Source organism: Flavobacterium cellulosilyticum (assembly GCF_004349355.1).
Classification (GTDB): domain Bacteria; phylum Bacteroidota; class Bacteroidia; order Flavobacteriales; family Flavobacteriaceae; genus Flavobacterium; species Flavobacterium cellulosilyticum.
In genome coordinates this window covers 143,620-159,902 of sequence record NZ_SMFK01000006.1, presented here as the reverse complement: position 1 = coordinate 159,902, position 16,283 = coordinate 143,620, and the positions used below count along the sequence as shown (strand labels likewise).

Here is a 16,283-nt window from a genome sequence, read left to right as displayed (position 1 = left end):
ACAAATTGTAAAACTTTTAATTTAATTAATTCTGAAATATAAGGAAGAAGGTCTTATAGTTAATAAGATGTTTATATAATATTGAAAGATAAGAGTTTGATTCATGTATTTTTATTTTATTTTTACACTTTAAAAAATGAGAAACCTTTGCTCAGATTTTAGCTATTCTCAATTCAAAATTTCGTAATGAACAAAAAAGCGTTTATGATAATTTTACTATTAGCATTTACTGGATCTGTTTTGATAGGACTATCAATCTTATTACTCTATCAAGGAAGTTCGTATGCGAATGAAAAAACAATTAAAGTCAAAAATGAGCTGGAAAAAGCTAATAAAAAAATTGAAGTTTTAAATCAAGATTTAAAAGAAAAAACCTTTGCTATTATTGAGAAGGAAGAAAATTTTAAAAAAGTAAAGACGGAGTCGTTTAGCCGAGTTGTTTCCAAAAATTTACCCATAATAGAAATTACAAATTCGGATCTTGGAGGAGGAACAACAACAGATGAATCGAATAAAAAAGTACATCTTTTAATGTATAGTCATCAAATACGCTTCTATCTATTAAATGTGGGAGAAAGTTCATTAAAAGAAGTTATTTTTTCGATCAAGGATGTTTACAATAGTCCTAAAGAGAAGAACAAAACTAAAAAGCCTAGTACAAGTCAAAATTATATGGGGCATTTTGTTGATTATGATGAAATTGGTTCTTTTGAAAATATTGAGGTAGGTGTTTTAAATCTTAAATCTAAGAAATTAATTTATTCTAGCAATCTTCCAAGTAGTTTTGGAGTAGGGGACTATTCATTTGACGTTATTGTAGAATGGAACCATGGCTCCTATCAAATGAAAGTAAAGGTTGAAGAGGTTGATGGTAAATTAAAATTTAAATATAAGTTCTACAATGTAAACGGAGAACCTATTGATTTTAATAAGTCAGAAATTACTACGAACGCCTAATCTCTTTAGCAAATCCTTTGCGTCTATTTATTCTTAAATTCTCTTAATGCAAAAGAACTATTTATAGTATTCTAATTTTTAAATGCTGTATGTAAAAACCTAAAGAATAGTTTAGAATACTCAATTATGAAAAATCATTAATTCTGATTTTTGTTTAGATGTACTTTTTGAGAAAAAGGAGTGATTGGCTTTTTCTTTGAAAAGATAAATTGCCCTAGCTACTAGGCTTCATAAGTAAAGTATTCATATTTAAACTAGAAAGCCCTATTGGGTGTTTTTGTATTTATATTGTCAATGAAATTATTTTCTCACGTTCACAATAAAATCAGGTGCTCCCACTAATTCAAAAGTGGCAGATGCGAATTTGATTTCTCCGTTTGTAGCTTCAATTTCTTGAAGAATTTTGGTAAACAATTCGGTTTTAGTAGCTCTTCTTTTTTTGTAACTTACAACATATCTAAGGGTGAATTCTACCCAATTATCATTTGCAATCAAAGATACCATAGGTTCAGTTTGGGCATCTTCAAGCAAGTATTTGTTTTGCATTTTAGTCCATTTATCTTTAGATATTTGAGTTAAATCGCCAGCTACTTCCGCACCTATTTTTTGTAGAATTATTTTGGTTTTTTCATAATTACTACCGTATTGAATTGGGATTTTAATTTCATCCCACAAAAAGGGAAAATCACCAGAATAATTAAAAACAGGTTCTTTAAAAACATAACTGTTGGCTATAAGTACAATTCGGCCATTATACAAATCACCGTCAACCCATTGGCCAGTTTCCATTATGGTCGTTCTTAATACGCCAATATCCATAACATCACCTTTGACACCGCCAAGTTGCACTCTGTCACCTGTTTTGTAAAAACCGCCAAAAAGAATGGCTAACCAGCCTGCAAATGAAGCAATTACTTCTTGTAATGCAAAAGCTATTCCAGCTCCAGCAACACCCAGAGCAACAGTTAGCCCAGCTAATTTGTCACTAAATACAATAATTAATAGGATAATTGTCAAAATATAACCGAAGAAACTACTTAGTTTTTTTGCACGATATCTGTTATCTATATCTCCTATTTTGGAGAAAAGGTTTTTTTGTAACGCTTTGATAACGAGCCAAATTATAGCAACTCCAATAATTATGGTAGCAATCTTACCAATAGTTGGGTTAAATAGAAATTCTCTAATTTGATTTTCCATTATTCTTGACTTTTAATATGGACGACTCGTTGTGGAAAAGGAATTGATATATTATTTTCTTTGAAAGCATTAAAAATTTTAACTCTCAATTCACTCTGAATGTTTCGAACTCTAAAAACTTCTTCTGACCAGAATACTACTGAGAAATCTAATGAAGAATCACCAAAGTTTATAAATCGAACAAATGGTACAGGTTCTTTTTGAATACCATCTTGGGTAAGAACCACTTTTTTTAGGATTTCCATTACCAAATTAACATCCGAAGAATAGTCTACTCCAACAAGTACCTCGAATCGGGAAGAAATGTTTTCGTGCGTCCAATTTACTATTTGACTAGTTGTTAAATTAGAATTTGGCAGGATAATATATTTGTCATCTCGTGTTAAAACAGTGGTTGTTCTTAAATGGATTTCTTTAACAACACAAACTACTCCATTTACTTCGATGACATCATTCACTTTAACGGTTGATTCTATCAAAATTAATATTCCTGATATAAAATCGCTAAAAATACTTTGCAATCCTAATCCAACTCCGACTAATAGTGCTGCAGAACCAGCCAATAATACCGATACATTAAAACCAACTATTTGGAGTCCATAGATGGATGCTAAAACAAATATAAAATATTTTGATAGGCTGTAAATCGAATATTTTTTGGCAATATCAAACCTAGTGGATTTATAAATTGCTTTTTTTAATATTAGAATAACGATAAAAATAAGCAATAGAAAACCAACTAATTTTAGGATTGATGCTAAATATATCGCGTCGTTTCCAATTTTTAGTAATTCGTAGTTTAATATTTTCTCCATTTTCTATTTATAATAAAATTACATAATTAACCTTACACCTCCTAGTTCTGAAACTCGATAAGAGAATCGATCACCAGGTGAGCCAATAAACATAAAGTTTTTTGGTATTTTCCATTTATTAGACAATTCGTCAATTAATTCAGGACCAAAGACGCCATCAATTTCGATGAATTCAATATGAATTTCAGGATAAGCTCTATCAAGAACTTCTAAATCTTTTATAAGCAATTCATTTAAACTTTCATGACTTTTAACATTAACAATTTTAAGCCTTTTCGTTGTTTCGTTGTTTTGAACATATTGCATAACTTTATTCAAAATTGCGACATCATCTCCTTTTGTAAAAAAAACGAATTCTTGTGAGGTAACTGTCAAGTGCATTTTATTCAAATAACGATTACTTAAAATAACCATTTTTCGTAAAGGTTCATAGAAATATTCTAATGCATCAATCATTAATTGTATCAAAAAGGAACGATTGAGCATTATGGCCACAAATAAAAATGCGGGAATCAGGTATTCTATGAAAGTGTAAAAAGATTCGGTATTAAGTTTCATATTCCCCACAAAAGCAGCTATGATAAATGAAACAGCAACCACGACTGAAATTCCTTTGGCTTTTTCTGGCCTTGGTAATTTTTTTCGTTTGAATTTTAATAATAAATTACCTATTCCAAACAATGCCATAACGGCTAAAAATGAAAAAGTATAAACGCCAGCTAGCGATTCTAGATTTCCTTGGGTTACAAATAAAACAGAAACACACAATATTAAAAAACTGATTATGATCCGATAATTAGATCCGTTTTTGTTTTGTTTTAAGAAATAGTTGGGTAAAATTCGGTCCAAAGTCATTCGGTTTAATAATCCAGAAACACCTACAAATGATGTCAATACTGCACCACATAAAACCAATACCGCATCAATAGATATTAAAATGGCCAACCAGGTTCCTCCGGTTGTTTGACCTAAATAAGCCAATAAGGATTCTTTGTGTTCTCCAACTTCGGCGAGTGGAATGATGCATATTAAAAGTAATGCCAAAACTGGATTAAAAAAACTGACAATTGCCCACATGTTGCGCAACGTTTTTCTAAAAACCCCTTGCTCTTGTTCTTCGACAAAATTGGCAGAACTTTCGAAACCTGAAATTCCTAGCATTGCGGCAGAAAACCCTAAGAACAAAGCGGTTAGAACACTTCCAGATTTGACGGGTAATTCCCAGTTTATATGAAATGTAGTTAAACCAGTATTAGCTATAAACCAAATAGACGCAAAAACAAGGATGCTTAATGTAAATAAATGGATAATGAAAATAATTACAGCTACAAAAGCCGATTCGCCTATTCCTAAAATGGCAAGCCCAGTAAAAGCTATTAAAACTATTATTGTTGCGATCGTAACATTAATACCATCAAAAATTCCATGTAAATAATGCATTCCTTCAATTGACGAAATTACCGCCGTGGCCATGTATGATAGAACCGTTAGTGTAGCGGCTAAAGAAGCAAGTCTTTTGGTTGAGGTGTTTAGAAGCACATTATATGCTCCTCCATTCAATGGAATTGCACCAACCACTTCGCCATAAATTTTTCTGAATAAAAATAAAACCAATGCAACGACTAATAAAGATATCCAAGCATATTGACCGGCGTACATAATAGTTAATGCTGAAACGTAAAGGCAAGAAGAGCTGATGTCGTTTCCACAAATAGCTGTGGCTTGTAATTCGTTTAGTTTTTTGTGAAGAACTTTTTTCATTAATAATTTATTAGTCATTATTGTATATGACTTTTACTTTAAAATAGGTTTTCTACGTGATTTTAATCTCAATCTTTTTTAAGTATAGTCATCTTGATTCCATCTTTTTAGTTGTGAAATTCAAAAAAAATAATTTTTTAATATTACTTCATTTGATAAAATGGAAGGCTTGTATTTAAAGACAAAGCCAGTATGTTTCAAATATAGCAATTAATTGTTTATAAAATTAAGTGTTTTTGTTTTACAATAAACTTTCTTGCTGAGTACAAAAAAACATTTACCAATTTCATTTTAATTTTATTTGGGTGATCTCAATGGTAATATCAGTTTATTGAAAAGGACTTAATCAATTCTTTTTGTTTTAAAGTTTTTAAATTCTAAATTGTGAATCGTTATTCCAAGTCGGGACATTGTTGCATAAAAAAACCCGCTTCTTTCGAAACGGGTTTTTAATAAATTGAGAAAATCAATTATGCTTCAACTTCGAATGGAAGTATAGAAACGTATGATTTGTTATCTCTTTTCTTTTGGAAGAAAACAACTCCATCTACTCTTGCGTGTAGTGTGTGATCTTTACTAATGTAAACGTTTTCACCTGGATTATGTTTTGAACCTCTTTGTCTTACGATGATGTTCCCTGCAATAGCAGCTTGTCCACCAAAAATCTTAACGCCTAAACGTTTTGATTCTGATTCTCTACCATTCTTGGAACTACCGACACCTTTCTTGTGAGCCATGACGTATAAGTTTTATTTGTTAATAAATTAATTAAACAGCTTTACCACCGTCTAATTCATCTTGCAATTTTTTTAATTCATCCATTTTGCCATCAGCAGCTAATTGCGCTTGTTGAGCCCAAGTAGTTGGATCTAAATGTTGTAATTTAGAATCAGACGCATCTAAAATTGCTTTAATTGCTTCTGCAGAAGTTGCAGCCAATTTTGCATAAGTATCAATTCCTGATGCTACAATTGCTTCAGCAGCTTTAGGTCCAATTCCTTCAATAAGAGTTAAATCCTCTCCTTTTTTAGGTGCTTTTGGAGCTTTTGCTTCAGCCGCTTTTGGAGTTGCTTTCTTAGTGCTTGATGCAGTAATACCTTCAATTACAATTTGAGTAAGATACTGACGGTGCCCGTTTCTCTTTTTGTAACCTTTTCTTCTTTTCTTTTTGAAAACGATTACTTTATCTCCTTTTAAGTGTTGTAACACTTTGGCTTCTACTGAAGCTCCTTCTATAGCTGGGGCGCCTATTGTGATTGAACCGTTATCATCTAACAAATAAACTTTGTCGAAAGAAACTGTAGTTCCTTCTTCATTTGTCAAACGGTGAACGTAAACCTTTAGGTCTTTGCTAACTTTGAATTGTTGCCCTGCTATCTCTACGATTGCATACATAACAAATTGTTTTATAAATTTTTAAGGTTGCAAATATACAATTAAATATTTATCCTGCAATTAGATACCTCAAAAAAATAATCGATTTGTTTTGTCTCCCTATCTGCAAGGGTTAAGTAGTGGATACTAAGGATTTATTTCGATCATAATTGTTAAATTTATACCAAAATCATAATGATTTTCTATAGCTTAATAAAAAAAAGTATTTTTGATGTAACAATAATGAAGACTATTTTACCAATAGTAAATAAATTTTATTAATCTTTATGAAAAAATCAATAATGGTGTTAGGTGCTGCACTTTTGCTTGGAGGAATTGCTACTGCTCAGAAAGTGGACTTCGAAGAATATAATTTAGACAATGGATTACATGTTATTTTGCACAATGATCCTTCGGCTCCTGTAGTCGTAACTTCGGTGATGTATCATGTTGGTGCTAAAGACGAAAATCCAGAAAGAACGGGTTTTGCCCACTTTTTTGAACATTTATTGTTTGAAGGTACTGAAAATATTAAAAGAGGCGAATGGATGAAAATAGTAACTGCAAACGGCGGTGTAAATAATGCCAATACCAGTGATGACCGTACCTATTACTACGAAGTGTTTCCCTCGAATAATCTTAAATTGGGACTTTGGATGGAATCCGAAAGAATGTTGCATCCTGTAATCAACCAAATTGGAGTTGATACCCAAAATGAAGTCGTAAAAGAGGAAAAGCGAACGAATTTTGATAACCGCCCCTACGGAAATATCCTTACGGTTGTAAAAGAAAATATGTTTAAGAACCATCCTTATCGATGGAATACCATTGGTTCGATGAAAGATCTTGATGCGGCAACCTTAGATGAATTTAAAGAATTCAATAAAAAATTCTATACGCCTAATAATGCTGTACTAGTTGTTGCAGGAGATATTGATAAAAAACAAGCAAAAGAGTGGATTCAACTATATTTTGGATCAATTCCAAAAGGTGAAACGTTGAAAAAACAAACTTTTGTTGAAGAACCTATAACACAAACCATCAATGCATCGTATCAGGATCCAAATATTCAGATTCCAATGTTGGTGGCATCTTATCGTACACCATCAATGAAATCTAAAGATGCAAGAGTTTTAGATTTAATTTCTTCCTATTTAAGTGATGGAAAAAGTTCTAAGTTGTACAAGAAAATAGTAGATCAGAAAAAAATGGCATTACAAATTGGAGCTGTAGGATTTAGCCAGGAAGACTATGGAATGTACATTTTATATGGTTTACCAATGGGAACTGTTACAACAAAGGATCTACTAAAAGAAATTGACGAAGAAATTGCTAAAATTCAAACTACTTTGATTTCAGAAAAAGATTATCAAAAATTACAAAATAAATTTGACAATCAGTTTGTAAATGCCAATGCTAGTGTCGAAGGAATTGCCGAAAACTTAGCGAAATACTACTTGCTTTATGGTGATGTACATTTGATAAATAATGAGATTGACCTTTACCATTCTATTACAAGAGAAGAAATTAGAGAAGTGGCAAAAAAATATTTGAATCCAAATCAAAGATTAATTTTGGATTACGTTCCTTCCAAAGATCAAGTTCAAAACTAAGACTTCCTAAATCATGAAAAACACAACGATACTACTCTCAATTTTGCTTTTAACTACTTTTATGCAAGCACAAGACCGTTCACAACCCAAACCAGGAGATGCTCCATTGGTAAATATAAAAAAACCCCAAACATTTGTTTTGGCTAACGGTTTGAAAGTTATGATTGTAGAAGATCATAAATTGCCAAAAGTAACCTACAATCTTGCATTAGATAATGCCCCATTTGCAGAAGGGAATATAAAAGGGGTAGATGAATTGTGTAGTAGTTTAATGGGCAACGGGTCTAAAAACATTTCAAAAGATATTTTTAACGAAGAAATAGATTTTTTAGGGGCAAATATAAATTTTAGTTCCCATGGAGCTAGTGCAAGTGCATTGTCTAAATATGCCAATAGGATTCTGGAATTGATGGCTGATAGTGCTTTACATCCTAATTTTACGCAAGTAGAATTTGATAAAGAAAAAGCTAAAATGCTAGAAGGTTTAAAATCAGAAGAAAAAAGTACTCCTGCAATTGCACGTAGAGTGGTTGATGTTTTGGCTTTTGGAAAAAATCATCCTTCAGGTGAATTTGAAACCGAAGCAACTATCAATAATGTTTCTCTTGCTGATGTACAAGTCAATTATCAAAATTATTTTGTACCAGAAAACGCCTATTTGGTGATAATCGGCGATGTGAAATACGATAAAATTAAACCATTAGTGGAGAAATTATTTGGCTCATGGGCCAAAAGAAGCGTTCCTAAATTAACGTATGCTGATCCAGTAAATGTAGGATTTACTCAAATTAATTTTGTAGATGTTCCTAACGCAGTTCAATCTGAAATATCTCTTGTAAATACTATTAATCTGAAAATGAGTGACCCGGATTTTTTCGCTGCTGTAATTGCAACTAATATTCTTGGCGGTGACTTTAACAGTTACTTAAACATGAATTTAAGAGAAAAACACGGTTGGACTTATGGTGCTAGTACAATGTTAGGTTCTGGTAAATATGTGTCAAAATTAAAATCTGCCTCGGCAGTAAGAAATGTAGTTACGGATAGTGCCGTTGTAGAATTTATCAAAGAAATTAAAAAAATTAGAAATGAAAAAGTTAGCGAAGAATTGCTAAATAATGTAAAAGCTGGTTACATCGGACGATTTGTGATGCAGGTTCAAAAGCCGCAAACAGTAGCGCGTTATGCCTTGAATATTGAAACCGAAAATCTACCTGCAAATTTTTACGAGAATTATATAAAGTCAATTTCAGCCGTTACACCTGAAGACGTTCAAAAGGCCGCTAATAAATATTTTCTTATTGATAATACTCGAATTGTTATTGCCGGTAAAGGAGCGGATGTTATTCCTGGTTTAGAAAGTCTGAAAATTCCAATATCCTATTATGATAAATATGGTAATTCCGTAGAGAAACCAGTTCTTAAAAAAGTGGCTCCAGCAGGTGTAACAGCAAAAGTAGTTTTAGATAATTACATCAAAGCAATAGGCGGCGAAAAGGCAGTTGCAGCAGTAAAAACTATTTCAATGATTGGATCTACAACTATTCCACAAGCTCCGTCGCCATTAACTTTTATAAATAAAGTTGATGCAAAAGGTAAATTAATAGTGGAAATTGCAATGGGTCCAATGAGTTTGATGAAGCAAGTAGTGAACGAAAAAGGGGCTTATATAGTACAACAAGGACAAAGAAAAAATATCGAAGGGGACGATTTAGCCGAAATGAAAGCCAGTGCAATTCCCTTTGAAGAACTACAACTTTTGAAAAAAGAAGGTCTTCTCCTTTCAGGTATTGAATCGATCAACGGCAATGAAGCTTATGCCATTCAAAACGGAAAAACTGTTTTGTATTATGATGTAAAATCTGGACTTAAAGTAGCTGAAGCAAAAACGATGGAACAAGAAGGTAAATCGATAACACAAACTACAAATTACGGAGATTATAAAGAGGTGAAAGGAGTAAAAGTGCCTTTTACTATTATCCAAAATGTAGGTTTTGAATTGGATATAAAAATGTCTGAAGTTAAAATTAATGAAGGAGTTGCTGATGTCGATTTCCTGTAGCTAATTCATTCAAGAATTAATATATGCAAAGGCTGTCTGTATTTAGGCAGCCTTTGCTGTTTTTTTTGCAGACAGATAAACTCCTAATAATATTATTAAAGCACCCAGAAATTGAAGAGACGATAACATTTCGTTGTCTAATAATCCCCAAAAGAAAGCAACAATTGGAATTAAATACGTTACTGAAGTGGCGAAAACGGGCGAAGACATTTGAATCAATTTAAAAAAAAGAACATTGGCAATTCCAGTTCCAATGACACCAAGAATCATGATAAACAAAACTGAATGTTGTACACTTTCTTGTGAAACCACTTTGAAAAACCCAGAAAATAATAATATCGAAAATGTTGGAAGAATAAGTACAGCAAAATTTCCTGTTGAGATACTTAATGGACTCAAATCAGACAGAAATCTCTTGATTAAATTTACGTTTATGGCATAACAAATAGTTGCCATTATTACTAATATTGCGTAATAATAGTTTTGTCCTGGATTATTAATCGCTCCGTTTAAAACTAAAAGAATACTACCTATAAGCCCAATAAAAACGCCCCATAATTGTCTTTTTTGAAAATGTATTCCAAAAAAAATAGCGCCTAAAATTAAAGTGTTTAAAGGAGTCATTGCATTTAAAATGGCAGTTATAGAACTGTCAATTTCTGTTTCGGCAATGGCAAAAAGATAGGCTGGAAAAAAGGTGCCAAGCACAGATGTCAATGCAATATACTTCCATTTGTTTTTTGGGATTTTAGCTAAACTTTTAAAACCAATCATCAGTAAAAAAACAGCCGCAAATAGGATCCGCAAAGAGCCTAATTGCATTGCGGTCAAGCCAATTAATCCTTTTTTTATAAGGATAAATGAACTACCCCAAATTATGGAGAGGACAATTAGGTATGCCCATTTTATTTCTTTCGAATTCATAAATCAAATTTTGTGTCAAAATTGTAATTATTTTATGAATTAACGGTGCTTTTTTTGATTAATTTTGTGCTTTAATAAAATGTAAGTGAACCAATTAAATAGTTAAAAATGAATTTTCCAAAATCAATAGTAACATTAGTTTTTGCAAGCCTCTTATTTGTAGGTTGTAAAGAAAAAACGAATACAAAAGATTTAAGTGCCAAAGTAGTAACAGAAACTCCAAAAGTAAAAAAAGAAATTGCTTCCTCTAATTTACAAACGGCTAGTTTCGCTATCAAAGGAATGGTTTGCGAGTTTGGATGTGCCAAAACTATCGAAGCGGAGTTGAATAAAACAGAAGGTGTTCAAAAGGCCGCAGTAGATTTCAAAAAAGAATCAGCAACAATTTCTTATGATAAGACAGTCATGAATCCTGAAAGCATTACAAAATTGGTAGAAGCTACTGGTGACGGAAAAACGTATAAAGTAGCTGATTTTAAATAGAAACTAATTTCACTTTTAAACACAAAAAATCCCATTTTGAAATATTAAAATGGGATTTTTTTTAAAATAAATCTTCAGGAGAAGTAAGCTTATTCAATTCGTTTTTCAGGTTATCATCGAGGATGTGCAAACCATATTGATAGGAAGCATTCATCCATCCAAAACCTTCTCGACTAATAAATTCAAAATCTGTCCCTTGATTGCCGTATTCAGCAAAAACTTTGTGCGAAGCACTTACAACATCATATTTTTCTGGAACAGTTCCGTTATAATCACAAGCATTTTTTGTGATCATCCAAAGCCATCTGTAAATTAATTCTTGGGCTTTTGTCTGGTATCCGTAATGGATTAATCCTTGCCAAATAATTATTTGATGTGGAGGCCAGCCGTTTGGGAAATCCCATTGGCGTAGCATCTGGTCTTTTCCAATATAGGAAAGAGACTCTTCAGAGCAGCCTGCTATTCCTCCCAAATAAACCAATTTTGGCAAACACTTTTCAACCATTTTATCGGCTTGTTCTTGAGTTGCAATTTTTGCCCAAAGCGGGAAAAAGCTAGTCGCTGACAGAAAAACATTCTGTTTTTGAGTTTTAAAATTATAGTCAAAAAAGCAGCACTCTTGATCGTTCCAAAGCAACTGATTTATTAATTTTTTTCGGCTTTCGGCTTTTTCTGTCCAATATTTTTGATTGTACATTTTGGTTTTGTAATCAAAATTATCATCAAAATGAGATGCGATTAACTCGGCAAAATCAGTTTCATATTTGTATAACATGGCATTGAGTTCGACAACATTCAAATCGGCACAATTCCCTTCTATTCTGTAGCTTGTGTCATGGCCGCTTTCGCGAACACTTCGGTCGTGAACAAAATAAACATCAAGTGTTTTGTTTTCTATTTTTCTTTGGTAATACAATTTTTCATATTCAAAAATAGTCAAATTGGCCGCTTCGGCATAAGGTTTTAAAATGTCATCATAATGTCCGGTTTCTGTTTCTGGAGGCAATCCAATTCCTTGTGCAAAATAGCGATTTAATCCGTTTTCGGTAAGTCGTTTTCCATTTTCCATCCAAACGGTTTCGTATTCTTTTATACAAGTTTCTAGTTTTTCACCTAGCCATTTTGTGTTTTTGACGGGCATCTTTTCAAATACCTCACGAATCATACTCGAGTAAAATGGAGGTTGCGTTCGAGTTAGATAATACGATCTATTGGCATTTAATATTTTGCCGTAATGGGTAATTTGATAATCAAAATTTTCGACCATGCTTTGAGCTAGGTCTAATTTATTATCTATTAACAAGCCGATATTTTCAAAATAACTATCCCAACCATACATTTCGTTGAATCGTGCTCCAGGAACTACAAATGGATATCCTTCAATATTTTGACCTTCTGTTTTTAAAGCCAAAGCCAAAATCCCACCTTCGTCGTTAATGCTGCTTACATATTCTGGAGAGATAATTTCGGGCAATCGTATTACTTTTAAATTGAATTTTGGAGCTATTTTTTGGAAATATTCTAAGCTAAAATTGTCTGTATAGGGAATATAAATTATAGGATTTTTTGTTTTTGATTTTGAATCTTTCAACAATTTTTCTAATCCTTTTTCGTCCAAAGTTCTCGTTAGGCCGTCCCAAAAATAGTCCCTGATCATTCTAGAAATTCGATTGGCAGGAAGTTCAAAAATGGATTCAGTTTCAATAAAATCTTGGTTATTTTCTTTAGCTAACACCAATTCTTGCAACAAATTAGAAAGGAAATAAGTGCCTACAATAGTAATTTCTACTGTCGATGATTTTAAAACAAACTTTTTTGGACCTTTATCATCAACTGTTATTCTCTTATCCTGATCAGTATCTTCTTGAAGTAGAAGTTCGCGAAATGCTTGATCTATATATAATGAAATTTTCATGATTTTGCAGTTAGTTTTTTTAATAAAAAGAATGAGATCAACAATAAAAGCATAGGAATTAATGTGTAATAAAATGCGTTTTCAGGGCCTTCGTTCTTAAACAAATACCCGATTATTCTTGATCCCAGAGTACCTCCAAGTGCCGAAAAAACAACGATTAAACCCGTCATGGAACTATGTAACTTATTTGGTAATGCACTTAAAACAACCGAATTTAAAAGTGGATAAATTGGCGCTATAAATAAGCCTACCAGTGGGAAGGCAAATCCTATCAAAGGAATATCGCTTAGAGAATTAATTTCTATAACTTCCAGCCCAACTGTCCTTGGCAAAACAAAAACAACAATCAACATCGCCATTACGATGCAAAAACTAAGTACCCAAATCCAATTTATTTTCTTGGTTATGACACCAGCAAGCAAACGTCCCACAGCCAAAGTTATAGCCAAAATACTAGCCATCATGATGCTTATGTTTTCTGGTAAGTGTAATACTTTATCATTAAATGTAGGCAACCAAGTCATAATTCCTTGTTCTATCATTACAAAAAGAAAGGCGCTAATTACAAAAACTATCGTCAAAAGTTTAGTAAATAATTTGAACATTTGCATGAAATCATCTGCCAAATTAACACCAGGAATTTCTGTTTGATTTTCAAATTTGGCGAAGAACAAAAAACCAAAGGACAACATTGAAATCCCGGCTAACAACCAATATACGTTTAGCCAAGCATCTGGATCAGAATCAGAATTGAAAGCTGGAAATAAGAAGTAAGCTAATGCAATTCCAATCATAAAAACGCCTTCGATACTACTCATCAAACTATTGTGTTCTTTTTGATTTTCGGTAACCGTTCCAATAAGGGAATACACCGACACTTTTATCAAAGCAAATGAAACTCCAACAGTTGCAAAAAGGATTTTGGCTGTATCAAATGAATTTCCAAAATACATGGTAATACAAGCAACAAATACTAATGCTAAACCAATCAGCATTGCTTTTTTATATCCTATTCTAGGTAAAAAAGAAGCAATTAAAAAAGAGACAATTGCAATAGGCAAATCTTTATACGCTTCCAGAATACTAGCTTGTAATTCATCGACTCCATAATTTTTTTGTGCTTTTAAAATAACTATTCCCACACTATTCAATAGAATAGCAAAGACAAAATAGTTTAAATACATGGCTAGTTTAATGGTGTTTTTTTTCATTTATTTTCTAGTTATATGATTTTATTGAATAGTATCATTTTATAAATTAGATGCTTTATAAACTGATTTTGATTGTTAAATGGTTGTTCTATATTTAATTTTAAATTCCTGTAAGGTTTCCTATACCTTGCAGTTTTTTTTGTCGGACTAAATAACTACAAGGTCGAAAAAAGATCTTACAGGAATAGCAATAAAACAAAAACACTTTTATTCAAATTTTTTGAAAGTAATTAATAGCTAAAAACAGCTGTTGTTCCATGTTCAATATGTTCAATTGTAAAATTATAGGTATCGAGATCGGCCTTCAAGTGTAGCACTGAGTTGTCATTCTTCCATTTGATATCGATTTTATTTTCAAGACTTTCATTTATTTCAATTTGACCTAAAAAGGCATTGGAAGTATTTCTTAAACGAATGATTTCAAGTTGTTTTTTCACAATAGCAGTCTCCAAACCTTGAGCTACGTCTTGCATTGATAAGGTGGTGCGATTTATTTCTTTATGACCTGCACTACCGCCGTTGTCAGCAGCCTCATAGTTGTTTTTTCCAGCAAATATATCCAGATACCAAACTTGTGGAATCCCAGGCATAAACATTTGGATGGCTCTCGCCAAAAGCATTTTTTGTTCGTCTTCGCCCAAAGCACTAAAAAATGTTCCGTTAATTTGATAGTACGAAATTTTATTTCCTGATGAGTCATAAAGATTTTTCACTCGACCACCACGCTCCATGATGGTATTCATGATTTTTTCTATTTCACTATCTTCCAATAAACCTTTGTTATACGCACCATCGATTTCTTTTCCTTTTAAATCCAAAACAGGAATTCCATCATGACAACCCAACATGTTAACTGTTTTATATCCTTTCTTGATAATTTCCTTTGCCCAACTTAATAAAGCTTTGCTAGATTTACTCTCAATAGTGTGAATGGTCAATCCCGGTAAGAAAAAATCATAAATATAATAACCCTTGTTGGCTACTTCATCATGCAAGTGAAGTCCATATTCTGCATGAATTTCTGGCAAAAGCATCAAATTGTTTTTTTGAGCAATTTGATTTATTCGTTCTAAATATTCCCAAGTTCCTGGCGTATTAAAAAAATTTGATTCGCCTACTTGTTTGTGTAAATAAGCAAAAGCATCCAAGCGCAAAATACTGCAACCATAACTGCTTACTTTCTGCAATGTTTCTTCGTAAAAATCCCAAACCAATGGGGAGGTGGCATTGACATCCATCTGGCCCAAATAGGAACGTTTTTGCTCCACAATTTGAGTTATTTCTTTTTTGAAATTAATAGCATCTGCAAATTCAATTGTGTTGAAATCAATAGCTTGTTCTATGGCATCATTAATTTTTTTGACAATTTTCATTCGTGACGAATCTGTCAAGTCGGGAATGCTGTTTAAATCAGCTTCATTAATTGGATTGTAGGTTATTTGTTGGTAAAAAGTATTCCAAAAGGGTTGTTCAGAACCATCAGGAAATCGCACTTTTAATATGGGTAATCCCGATTTTCTCATGAACAGTTTGTTGAGAAACTTTGCTTCTGGAATTATGATGTCCTCTTCATTCTTTACTCCATTTCCTTCCCAGAACTCATTCCAATTAATGAAAAAATCTTTAAAAGCAGATTGTTCTCCTTTTTGCAACACATCTTTAAATTGAGGTGATCCAACGGATAAATGGTTTAAAACTATATCAAATTTTAATTTAATATTGATTTCATTTAAATCGTTCAAATCATTGGTGTCTACCAAATCTGTATTTATATTATAATCAATAATCGAGAAGCCTCTATCTAAATCGCTATTAAAAAAAGTAGGCAATACATACAATAAAGAGAAGACATCTTTAAATTCAGTCATTTTAAGCATGGCCACTGTATCGCTAAATTTTGTTCCGATACTATCTGGGTAGGCATTAAGCATGACGCCATTACTGATTTTATTATTTTCTTGCATATTA

General features: G+C 32.3%; 13 protein-coding genes. 4 read left to right on the top strand and 9 right to left on the bottom strand.

Annotated features, from left to right (window positions below; translation table 11 throughout):
* Positions 1-186 precede the first annotated feature (186 nt).
* Positions 187-957, top strand: coding sequence for a hypothetical protein (locus E0F76_RS11340; RefSeq protein ID WP_132005794.1), 771 nt, complete (start codon positions 187-189; stop codon positions 955-957).
* A 300-nt stretch (positions 958-1,257) separates the two neighbouring features.
* Here E0F76_RS11340 and E0F76_RS11335 read toward each other — a convergent pair whose 3' ends face one another.
* The 5 genes from E0F76_RS11335 to rplU all read right to left on the bottom strand — a co-directional run bounded on the left by E0F76_RS11335 (position 1,258) and on the right by rplU (position 6,128).
* Entirely contained in the window at positions 1,258-2,157 is a 900-nt protein-coding gene (locus tag E0F76_RS11335; protein ID WP_181954042.1) for a mechanosensitive ion channel family protein, read from the bottom strand.
* Positions 2,157-2,972, bottom strand: coding sequence for a mechanosensitive ion channel family protein (locus tag E0F76_RS11330; RefSeq protein WP_165932687.1), 816 nt, complete (start codon positions 2,970-2,972; stop codon positions 2,157-2,159). Before E0F76_RS11330 ends, E0F76_RS11335 begins: the two co-directional genes overlap by 1 nt.
* Before the next feature lie 18 nt (positions 2,973-2,990).
* Positions 2,991-4,733: an APC family permease gene (locus tag E0F76_RS11325; RefSeq protein ID WP_132005788.1), complete on the bottom strand. Its 1,743-nt coding sequence runs from the start codon at positions 4,731-4,733 to the stop codon at positions 2,991-2,993.
* Between the two features lie 470 nt (positions 4,734-5,203).
* On the bottom strand, positions 5,204-5,470 hold the full coding sequence (gene rpmA, locus E0F76_RS11320; protein WP_035669638.1) for a 50S ribosomal protein L27: 267 nt from the start codon (positions 5,468-5,470) through the stop codon (positions 5,204-5,206).
* A gap of 31 nt (positions 5,471-5,501) precedes the next feature.
* The gene (gene rplU, locus E0F76_RS11315; protein ID WP_132005785.1) at positions 5,502-6,128 is read right to left on the bottom strand and encodes a 50S ribosomal protein L21; all 627 of its coding nucleotides are present in this window, start codon (positions 6,126-6,128) and stop codon (positions 5,502-5,504) included.
* 266 nt (positions 6,129-6,394) lie between these two features.
* On the opposite strand from rplU, the gene E0F76_RS11310 reads away from it, so the two are divergent.
* Together E0F76_RS11310 and E0F76_RS11305 are read left to right on the top strand one after the other, a co-directional pair.
* Positions 6,395-7,720, top strand: a complete 1,326-nt coding sequence (locus E0F76_RS11310; protein ID WP_132005782.1) for a M16 family metallopeptidase — start codon at positions 6,395-6,397, stop codon at positions 7,718-7,720.
* 13 nt (positions 7,721-7,733) lie between these two features.
* Entirely contained in the window at positions 7,734-9,782 is a 2,049-nt protein-coding gene (locus tag E0F76_RS11305; RefSeq protein ID WP_246022045.1) for a M16 family metallopeptidase, read from the top strand.
* Positions 9,783-9,824: 42 nt separating this feature from the next.
* Here E0F76_RS11305 and E0F76_RS11300 read toward each other — a convergent pair whose 3' ends face one another.
* Positions 9,825-10,706 carry a DMT family transporter gene (locus tag E0F76_RS11300; protein ID WP_132005779.1) on the bottom strand — a complete coding sequence of 294 codons (882 nt, stop codon included), beginning with the start codon at positions 10,704-10,706 and terminating at the stop codon, positions 9,825-9,827.
* Between the two features lie 108 nt (positions 10,707-10,814).
* On the opposite strand from E0F76_RS11300, the gene E0F76_RS11295 reads away from it, so the two are divergent.
* A complete protein-coding gene (locus E0F76_RS11295; protein ID WP_132005776.1) occupies positions 10,815-11,189 on the top strand; it encodes a heavy-metal-associated domain-containing protein in 375 nt (124 codons plus the stop codon).
* A gap of 61 nt (positions 11,190-11,250) precedes the next feature.
* Here the strand turns inward: E0F76_RS11295 and E0F76_RS11290 are convergent, their stop codons facing one another.
* The 3 genes from E0F76_RS11290 to E0F76_RS11280 form a co-directional block, all read right to left on the bottom strand.
* Complete coding sequence (locus E0F76_RS11290; protein WP_132005773.1) at positions 11,251-13,104, bottom strand: trehalase family glycosidase; 1,854 nt, start codon at positions 13,102-13,104, stop codon at positions 11,251-11,253.
* A complete protein-coding gene (locus E0F76_RS11285; RefSeq protein WP_132005770.1) occupies positions 13,101-14,315 on the bottom strand; it encodes an MFS transporter in 1,215 nt (404 codons plus the stop codon). Before E0F76_RS11285 ends, E0F76_RS11290 begins: the two co-directional genes overlap by 4 nt.
* Positions 14,316-14,545: 230 nt before the next feature.
* Positions 14,546-16,279 carry an alpha-amylase family protein gene (locus E0F76_RS11280; RefSeq protein WP_132005767.1) on the bottom strand — a complete coding sequence of 578 codons (1,734 nt, stop codon included), beginning with the start codon at positions 16,277-16,279 and terminating at the stop codon, positions 14,546-14,548.
* Between the last annotated feature and the right edge of the window lie 4 nt (positions 16,280-16,283).

Coding starts and splice junctions, on each gene's coding strand:
- E0F76_RS11340 (WP_132005794.1), top strand. CDS start 187: ATGAACAAAAAAGCGTTTATGATAATTTTACTATTAGCATTTACTGGA.
- E0F76_RS11335 (WP_181954042.1), bottom strand. CDS start 2,157: ATGGAAAATCAAATTAGAGAATTTCTATTTAACCCAACTATTGGTAAG.
- E0F76_RS11330 (WP_165932687.1), bottom strand. CDS start 2,972: ATGGAGAAAATATTAAACTACGAATTACTAAAAATTGGAAACGACGCG.
- E0F76_RS11325 (WP_132005788.1), bottom strand. CDS start 4,733: ATGAAAAAAGTTCTTCACAAAAAACTAAACGAATTACAAGCCACAGCT.
- rpmA (WP_035669638.1), bottom strand. CDS start 5,470: ATGGCTCACAAGAAAGGTGTCGGTAGTTCCAAGAATGGTAGAGAATCA.
- rplU (WP_132005785.1), bottom strand. CDS start 6,128: ATGTATGCAATCGTAGAGATAGCAGGGCAACAATTCAAAGTTAGCAAA.
- E0F76_RS11310 (WP_132005782.1), top strand. CDS start 6,395: ATGAAAAAATCAATAATGGTGTTAGGTGCTGCACTTTTGCTTGGAGGA.
- E0F76_RS11305 (WP_246022045.1), top strand. CDS start 7,734: ATGAAAAACACAACGATACTACTCTCAATTTTGCTTTTAACTACTTTT.
- E0F76_RS11300 (WP_132005779.1), bottom strand. CDS start 10,706: ATGAATTCGAAAGAAATAAAATGGGCATACCTAATTGTCCTCTCCATA.
- E0F76_RS11295 (WP_132005776.1), top strand. CDS start 10,815: ATGAATTTTCCAAAATCAATAGTAACATTAGTTTTTGCAAGCCTCTTA.
- E0F76_RS11290 (WP_132005773.1), bottom strand. CDS start 13,104: ATGAAAATTTCATTATATATAGATCAAGCATTTCGCGAACTTCTACTT.
- E0F76_RS11285 (WP_132005770.1), bottom strand. CDS start 14,315: ATGAAAAAAAACACCATTAAACTAGCCATGTATTTAAACTATTTTGTC.
- E0F76_RS11280 (WP_132005767.1), bottom strand. CDS start 16,279: ATGCAAGAAAATAATAAAATCAGTAATGGCGTCATGCTTAATGCCTAC.